This window comes from Streptomyces lydicamycinicus (genome assembly GCF_000829715.2).
Taxonomy (GTDB): Bacteria; Actinomycetota; Actinomycetes; order Streptomycetales; family Streptomycetaceae; genus Streptomyces; species Streptomyces lydicamycinicus.
Window position 1 is genome coordinate 343293 of the sequence record NZ_BBNO01000009.1, and the last position, 7984, is coordinate 351276.

The following is a 7984-nucleotide window of genomic DNA, read 5'->3' on the forward strand; positions in this document are numbered from 1 at the left end:
CCGCCGGCCCCGGGCTCTCCGCTCTCATGCTCATGCCTCCGGTCCGGCCAGCTCGAAGTCGCCCTTCGTCAGCTCGGCGCGCAGCCGAGCATTGGCAATGGTGGCGTAGTGGTCGGAGAGCTCCACGCCCACGAACTTGCGGCCCTCCTTGAGGGCTGCGATGCCTGTGGCTCCTGAGCCGGTGAAGGGGTCGAGGACTGTGCCGCCGGGCGGGCAGACCTGGACGAGCTGCTGCATGACTTCGATGGGCTTCTGTGTGATGTGGACTCGGTCCTTGCGGGGCTGGGAGGCGATGTAGTGGCCGGGAAGGTAGAGGTCGCGGGTGTTGTCGAGGGAGCCCTTGACGCCCCAGAGGATGAACTCGGAGTCCTGCTTCGGCCCGCCCTTGCGGGGGCGTGAGGCCGGCTTGATCCACGGCATCTTTCCGGTCCAGGTCCAGCCGGCCATCTGCAGAGCATCGGATGTGGTGGGGTCCTGCCTCCAGTCGGAGAAGACCATGACGACGGCGTGTTCACGGCTCGCTCGGTATGCCTCGGTGAGCAGTTCGGTCAGCCAGGCGCGGTAGGAGCGCTGGTCACGGTTCTCGCCCGGGAAGTTGGCGAGGTTGTGGCGGGCGTCGCCGCTGGTGTATTTCGCTCGTGCGGTGCGGGCGGTGCGTTCGGAGCTGGTGCGTCCGCCGGAGTTGTAGGGCGGGTCGGTGATGACGGCATCGACGCTTTCGTCCGGGAGAGACTTCAGGACGGTCAGCGCATCGCCTCGATGCAGGGTGTACGACGGCATTCGACGGATCTCTCTTTCCTGAAGACGGACACATGCGCGCATCCATAGGACGGGTTTGGCGCGCCAACGCACTCAGGGAAGCCGCCTGGGCGACCTCCTGGAGCGAGCAGTGGGCTGGAGGTTAGCGCCCTTTTCCGGCCGCACCCAATAACGTGATCTTGGCCGTCGATTTCTTGATCGCGGCTGGGTTGGTGCGGCCGGATTTTGTCTCTACAGTCTCGGCGTGTTCGCAGGACAGGCCCTGACTCCGGCCCTGTTGAACTGTGCTGATGAGTGTTGCCTTGTCCAATGGCGGCTCGCTCAGAACCCGTTAAAGCCCTGATGAGGGATAAGAGGAGTGGAATTCACCGTGTGGCGCCTGAGATTACGAGCGCGGCTGGCTGCCGCATTGCGATAAGGGTTCCGGCGCTTCGGGATTAGCAGTTCCGAAGCACGGGATCCCCCTTCGGGGGCTTTCGAGCATTTAACCGGCGTGGTGCCGGTGGCCATTTCGACGAGAACGCCGGCGCCACGCTGCCTACGAGTAAGGAGCTGCCGATGCAGCATGCCCAGTCACGCCCCTCCCCCGGGCCCAATCTCCGGATGCGCCGACGGTCCGGTGGCCAGCTGTGAAGAGGGCCGCAGCGATAGCCGGGGGTGCCGTCCTCGCCCCGATGCTGCTGATCGCGCCCGCCGCGGCTCTGGCCGGCGTCAGCAAGGCCCAGGCTGCCTGCGGTGAGGCCGGTGCGGTGGACGGCAAGGCCGTGGCCAAGCAGGTGGAGTCGATCCTCAAGAGCAGCGGTAAGGGATCGGTGTCCGTTCCGGGGCTGGACAACCCCAAGGAGCAGATCCCGAACGCCGAGACGATTCTGGCCACCGGTGTCGCGATGAAGGTGCCTGCCCGCGGGCAGGTCGTCGCGTTGGCGACTGCTTTGCAGGAGTCGGGGCTGCGGAACTTGGACTACGGCGATCGGGATTCTCTCGGGCTGTTCCAGCAGCGGCCCCGCCAGGGCTGGGGCACTGCGGCACAGGTCCGGGATCCGGTTCACGCTTCGACGGAGTTCTATGACCGGTTGCGGAAGGTCTCGGGCTGGCAGTCGATGACCATCGCCCAGGCCGCGCAGGCGGTCCAGGCGAGCGGGTTCCCGGACGCCTACGCCAAGTGGGAGCCGCTGGCCACAGCCCTTCAGAAGGCCATTGCCAAGAATCTCCCCGCTAAGAGCGGTTCCGGTAAGGGTGCCAAGTCGCAGGCCTCCGCTGGCGGGTGCGGCACGGGAGGTGACGGGCGCAGGTTCGGCTCGATCCCGGCCGGATCTGTGCCCAAGGGCTACAAGATCCCGGCCGCCGCACCCAAGCCGGTTCGGACGGCGATTCGTTGGGGCCTGGGTCAGCTCGGTACTCCGTACCAGTGGGGTGGTCACTGCACTGCTCCACACGGCCAGGATCCGATGGGCCGGTGTGACTGCTCGTCGTTGATGCAGGCGTCGTTCAAGGCCGGCGGGGTCTCGCTCTCGCGGACCACCTACACGCAGGTCAAGGAAGGTAAGGCAGTCAGTGTCGGCGCCCTGAACCCTGGCGATCTGCTCTTCATCCGCGGCAGTGCCGCCCGGCCGGAACATGTAGGGATGTTCATCGGCCAGGGACTGATCCTGCAGGCCCCCAAGAGCGACGACGTGGTCAAGGTCTCGACCCTTACCTCTTGGCGGCCGGACATCCTCGCCGCCCGCCGAGTCGCCTGACCACCCCTCTCTTTCTCCCTCTTCCTTCCCGTGGGCCTTCGCATGCCCAAAATGGGGTCGTACGCGGTGCGGACCTCATACGAACATCAGCCACGGCGTCACGACAGGTGCGCGATTTGGCCGACAACGAGTCGCTGGCGCCAGGGCGGCTGATCGGCTACGCCCTCCACGCCCTTGGGCCGGTGGGGGAAGTCCGTCAGCGCTGGCAGATCGCCACCGGCGACCAACGCGAACCGCCGCGTCCACGCGATTCCCCGAGTCCCACCCCGCCTGCGGCCCGCGTCGACGCAGCCCGCGCCCGCAGCCGCTCTCCTCGCACCACTTCCTCCCCGACTGTGGCGCCTGCCGCGGCCCCGCGTCCCTCGATACCTGACCTCTGCCACCGCCGGAGCCCCGCATGAAGGACCACACTGGCCGCGTCGCCTCGAAACGGAAGGGCCCCGGGTTTGGGGCACCGTTGGTGGAGGCGCTGTCGCTTTTCGCGGAGCCGGCGGACACGGAGATCGGGGCAGGGCCTGGGGGCCGTATGCCGCCGCCATCGCTCGATGGGAGAGCGTCCCCCCGCCCGGCACCGCGGCCGACCAATGAAGCGGGCCGCCTGAGACCGCCGTTCGTTGAGTGGGTGCAGTGCCTCGGTCCCGGTTGGGTGACCGCCACCCAGGACTGGGTGCCCTGCCCAACTCGGACTTCTGGGCAATGGCGTTGTGCCACAACAGGCCATCCGAGCCTTGCCGATCCTCGCCCCACCCCGGTCCCCTATCACCACTGCGCACTGCTTTGAGCTGGGCATCTACACGAGATTTCCGGCGTGGCCAAACCCTGCCTTCTCCGGATCCTCGGCACCCCGCATCTTCAATCCAAGGGGTATCGATGTCTGAACCCGCTCACGGGAGCGAGCCGGTACGCATACCGGATCACGCCCTGGATGACCTCGTTTCCACCGTCACGCAGCTGGCCGCAGAGAGCCGCAAGCAGGGGGAGACGCTCGCCCGGCTCACCGACGTACAGCCGTCCGAGCAGGACGACGAACAGGCCGAGCCAGATTCTGAGGAAGGCACCACGCCGGACTCCGCCTCGGCCAGCAGCGAGGAGGCTGCCGCCGGGGCGGAGGGGACGTCGAGCGTCTTCATCCTCGCGCTCGACGGCAAGGCGTACGCCGAGGAACTCGCCGGCCTGACCGTCTGGGTGCATCACCTTCTGCTGCCGGTCTACGGTCGGGAGATCTCCACCGGCCGCCCGTGGTGCCCACAGTGGCACGAGCACCCCGAAGCCGTCGCTCGGCTGCACGCCCTGTGGCTGGCCTGGCAGCAGCTCACCGACGTCAAGGCCGGCCTGGCAGGGCCCTCCACCTGGCACCGCGACCACCTCGACCCTGCCCTGCTGCAACTCCGCACACCGGACGGTCCGTTCGGTGCGTGCACCACCAGCCCGGCCCGGCCCAACCACCAGCTGCTCGCCTCCCCCGAGCCGGCCGGAGTCTGACATGGCCGAGCTTCACCTCCCCCGGCCGGACTACCGAATAGACGGGTTCAAGGCCACCACCGAACAGACCGAGGAGGACTTCTCCTCGGTGACGCTCTCGGACGACATGTTCCTGCCCCTGGTCGAACACCACAGTGCCGACGGACGCGACAGCTACCTGCTGATGTATGACTGGGCAGCGATCTGGGACGTCCCCGGTACAGCCGAGTACGTCACTTTGCACATCAGCCGGGACGATGAGCGGCGCACGTTCGACTTCGCCTCCGAGGCGCACCCGACCGTCCCGCTGGCACAGAACTGGATGATCGGTCGTGGCTGCCCCGATGAGGCGGTGGAGCTGTCCAGCATCCACTGGCCCCGCCCGGCCGACGCGCTGACGTCGCGCCTTGAGGAGCAGCTCCGGGTCAACCCGGACGGGCGGTACACGGTCGTCGACACCACACCTGCCATCCGGGACCCGCCGGGCTCGGGGTCGAGGTGCAGATACTTCTCCATGACGCCGCTCCCGATTCGGCGACCCGGCCTTACCGGTTGTTTCTCGAAGAGACGACCGAGGACTTCCGCTCCTACACGGTCCGGGAGGGCGCCTTCGCCACGGCCGACGCTGCGCGTGAGTGGGCCCTGGAGCGTTCCTGCGCGCTTCCGCCGCCCCCGTCTCCGCGGCCGTCGGACGGGCGCTTGTCCCGTGCGGCGCGATCACGCTCGTCGGTCACGTCCGACGCCGCCCTGCCGACGGTCTCCTTGACCGGAGCGCCGTACCGAACCGCGGCCGCGCAGGCACGTGTGCGTCGGAGCGTGTCGTGAGTCGGGCCTGGTACGCCTTCGCGGCTCATCCCGAGGCCCTTGCCGATCTGCGTTCCGTACCGGAGGACATCCGCGGCCTGGCTCTGCTGGAGTTGCAGCACCTGGTCCACGGCAACGAGCGCGGTGCCGCTTTGCAGCGTGAACTGGCGGGCTGCCACAAGGTTTACGTCGATCCGGAGACCCGGTGGCGACTGGTCATCCAGTACCGGGACGCCCCGGCCTCCTCGCAGCACGCGAGGGAGATCTACCTCCTGGCCGTCGGTGAGCGTCAGGATGAGGCCGCTTACCGGACCGCGGCGCACCGGCTGGAGCTGGAGCGGCAGGCATCCGCCGTCACGGAGCCTCTCGGGCGTCGCGCTCAGGCCGCCCGAGCCCGTTCTCTGCACGGCAGCAGCGGCTGGGGCACCGCCCCTTCGCAGGCGCCTGCGGCTCCCGCAACGCAGCCGCGCCCCCGCCACACCCGCTGAACACGACACGACGACTCCGGAGAACTCGACATGCGCGAAATTCGCATATCAGCACACAACGCTGCGCTGGTCAGCAAGGCGATCGACCGTCTCGCTCCCCGCTGGACGACCTGGACGCTGCAAACCATCACGCAGCACGGCCAGATGACCCCCACGAAGCTGACCGCCGCCCTTCCGTGGCTCACCGCAGCGAATTCGAGCCACATCCTGAGGCGCATGCACACAAACGGCTTGCTGGACCGACCGGGCTTCGGGGCCTACGAGGTCGCCCCCTCAGGTCGGCACGCACACAGCGTGCACCGCACGCTCGCGTCCTGGCACCGCACACACTCCGGTGCCGGCGGCCTGGCAGTCGCCGAGGCGGAGCGGACGGAGGACACCCTGCGCCGACTGCGCGGCGACGGTGCGGTCGGCATCCTCCACACTCTCTCGCAGCACGGCCCCCTTCAGCACGGCGTTCTTCACAAGGCATCGGGACTCGCCTCGAGCTCCTTCTACAACCGCCTCCACCAGCTTCAGCAGGACCAGCTCCTGACCCGCACCGGCTCCTCATTCCGTGCCGGATACACCCTGACCCCGGCCGCCCAGGCACTCGGGCAGGTCTATGCAGAGCTGGCCGCGTTCGAGTCGAAGGCCGCGTTCGTATCTGGGCAGCACAGGCCCACACTGACAGCGGCCAGCACTGCCAGGGCCAGCGCTGCCGTACGGCGAACCCGTACGGCCGTCCCAGGGTTGTTCTCCCACGCGCCGGCACCCCAACCGCATGTCCCGGCACACGTCACGGCGCACTCCCACCCCTCACGGACACGGTGATCCCCCTGCCCGCCGCCAGACCCCGAAGCCGCGATGGCGCCCGTGCACCACCTCACACGGAGACCCGTCCCCCATGCCCGCCCACGCTCCTGACGGAGACTTCTACGTCTCCCCCGTCTACCTGGCCGGCTCCACCGTCTCCGGTGACCCCGCCCTCCAGCCCCTTCTCGGCCAGGGTTTCCATCTCCACCACGACGAACTGTCGATTATGTGGAATCAGATCTGTCAAGTGGCTTCCGTGCTTAGTGGTCGACTCAAGAAGTCTTCGGGGGTTCATCGAAATCCGCTGCCGGGACCGTCCAGCGGGATGTGCGCAACGGCCGTGCGGCAGGAGGCGGTGCGCCCGAACGGGTTCGCCCATCGGCCAGCCGTGCCCTTGCGGGCGACCTGGGCGCATGGGTGCCGCATCGGGAGACGGGGATCTCGGTGGGCAACACGACGGTGGTGGCCGTGCTGCTGATGGCGCCCGAGGGTCAGATGCCGAGGTAGGGGGCGAGGGTGGCGGCGGTGGTCGCGGACTGTAGGTAGTTGGTGGCGTGGTGGAAATGGAAGAGGGGGCTGATGACCGTGGTGTGGTCCAGGGCGATCCCGTCGAAGTGCTGGCTGAGTTGGGGTGGGACGGCCACAGGGTCTCCGGGGTCGGCGATGTTGACCCATCGCGTCTGCCCGGGTAGACGCGCCCCCTGCGGTGCGCGGCCGGGGGGACGCGGTGCGGGGATGAGGCGTTCGAAGACCGCGCGGGGCAGTGCCAGCGGCGAGCCCAGGGTGAGGAACAGATCCGGCTGAAGGCCCGGGTGGGCGTGCAGGGCTTCGTAGGCGACGACCGAGCCCAGGGAGTGGGCGATGACGACGTGCGGTCGACGCTCGGCGATCCGTGCGGCGACCTCCTCGCGCGCCGCCGTGCGTTGTGGGGCGTCTTCGGTCCGCAGGTACGCGGCGACCTCAGGAAACAGGGTCCGCAGGAAGACCCGCAGTGGCCCCTCCGCCAGGTCGAACCTGCGCGCCACCCAGGACGACAGCGCCCGCAGCGGCATCGTGGCGTGGCCCTGCGACACCTCGTCAGGGACGCCCAGCTCCTGCGCCCAGGTGGAGAGCATCTCCTGGGCGAGCGGGTCGTCCAGGAAGTCGCCGTCCTGCTCGCCTTGGGCCGCGGGGGTGGTGGTGAGGAGCTTGTCCGCGTAGTAGGCGAAGTCGAGGTCGATCCGGTCCGCGGACACGCTGAGGGCGCTGCCCAGTTGTCGCGCCCAGACGGCGGCCTTCCGCGCGCGGAGCTCTTCTAGGCGGGTGCCGGTGATGTCGGCGCCGAAGCTGTTGCCGACGCCGTGCACGGCGACGATCCGCAGTGGTGGACTACCGGGGGTGGTCAACTGAGCCTGCCTTTCAGGGGTGCGAGGCTGAGGGCGGCCACCTCGTGGCCGAAGCCGACAATGACCATGGCGTCCGCGGTGACGGTGAGGGCTGACACGCGTGCGGGGCAGTAAAACGTGGTCCGGCAGGTGCCGGTGGTCAGGTCCCACACCCGCACCGACCCGTCGTTCCCGCCGGTGATGGCGTGTGGGCGGCCGTCCAGCTCCACCACCCCTACCGCCCGCACCCCGCCGACGTGGGCGGCGAAAGCGCGGGGCTGGGTGCCGGTGGTCAGGTCCCACACCCGCACCGACCCGTCGTCGCCGCCGGTGATGGCGTGTGGGCGGCCGTCCAGCTCCACCACCCCTACCGCCCGCACCCCGCCGACGTGGGCGGCGAAAGCGCGGGGCTGGCGGCCGGTCGTCCACACCCGCAACGACCCGTCCTCGCCGCCGGTGATGGCGTGTGGCCGGCCGTCCAGCTCCACCACCCCCACCGCCAACACCCTGCCGACGTGGGCGGCGAGTGTGCAGGGGGGGCGGGTGCCGATCATCAGGTCCCACACCTGCACCG

General features: G+C 68.9%; 7 protein-coding genes. 4 read left to right on the forward strand and 3 right to left on the reverse strand.

Annotated features, from left to right (window positions below):
• Positions 1–30: 30 nt before the first annotated feature.
• Positions 31–780, reverse strand: a complete 750-nt coding sequence (locus TU31_RS30850) for a DNA-methyltransferase (protein ID WP_042160639.1) — start codon at positions 778–780, stop codon at positions 31–33.
• Positions 781–1388: 608 nt separating this feature from the next.
• Between TU31_RS30850 and TU31_RS30855 the strand changes: the two genes are divergently transcribed.
• The 4 genes from TU31_RS30855 (at position 1389) to TU31_RS30875 (ending at position 6064) form a co-directional block, all read left to right on the forward strand.
• Positions 1389–2498: a C40 family peptidase gene (locus TU31_RS30855; protein ID WP_442267808.1), complete on the forward strand. Its 1110-nt coding sequence runs from the start codon at positions 1389–1391 to the stop codon at positions 2496–2498.
• Positions 2499–3368: 870 nt separating this feature from the next.
• Positions 3369–3980: a DUF4913 domain-containing protein gene (locus TU31_RS30860; protein WP_042160642.1), complete on the forward strand. Its 612-nt coding sequence runs from the start codon at positions 3369–3371 to the stop codon at positions 3978–3980.
• A gap of 800 nt (positions 3981–4780) precedes the next feature.
• On the forward strand, positions 4781–5251 hold the full coding sequence (locus TU31_RS30870; RefSeq protein ID WP_042160647.1) for a hypothetical protein: 471 nt from the start codon (positions 4781–4783) through the stop codon (positions 5249–5251).
• A gap of 30 nt (positions 5252–5281) precedes the next feature.
• Positions 5282–6064, forward strand: coding sequence for a hypothetical protein (locus TU31_RS30875; RefSeq protein ID WP_042160650.1), 783 nt, complete (start codon positions 5282–5284; stop codon positions 6062–6064).
• Positions 6065–6537: 473 nt separating this feature from the next.
• On the opposite strand, the gene TU31_RS30880 is transcribed toward TU31_RS30875, so the two are convergent.
• Positions 6538–7431: a serine peptidase gene (locus TU31_RS30880; protein WP_158894799.1), complete on the reverse strand. Its 894-nt coding sequence runs from the start codon at positions 7429–7431 to the stop codon at positions 6538–6540.
• Positions 7428–7984 (reverse strand): WD40 repeat domain-containing protein (locus tag TU31_RS30885; protein WP_370682776.1); only part of this gene is annotated, 557 nt, incomplete at its 5' end. The genes TU31_RS30880 and TU31_RS30885, both read right to left, overlap by 4 nt.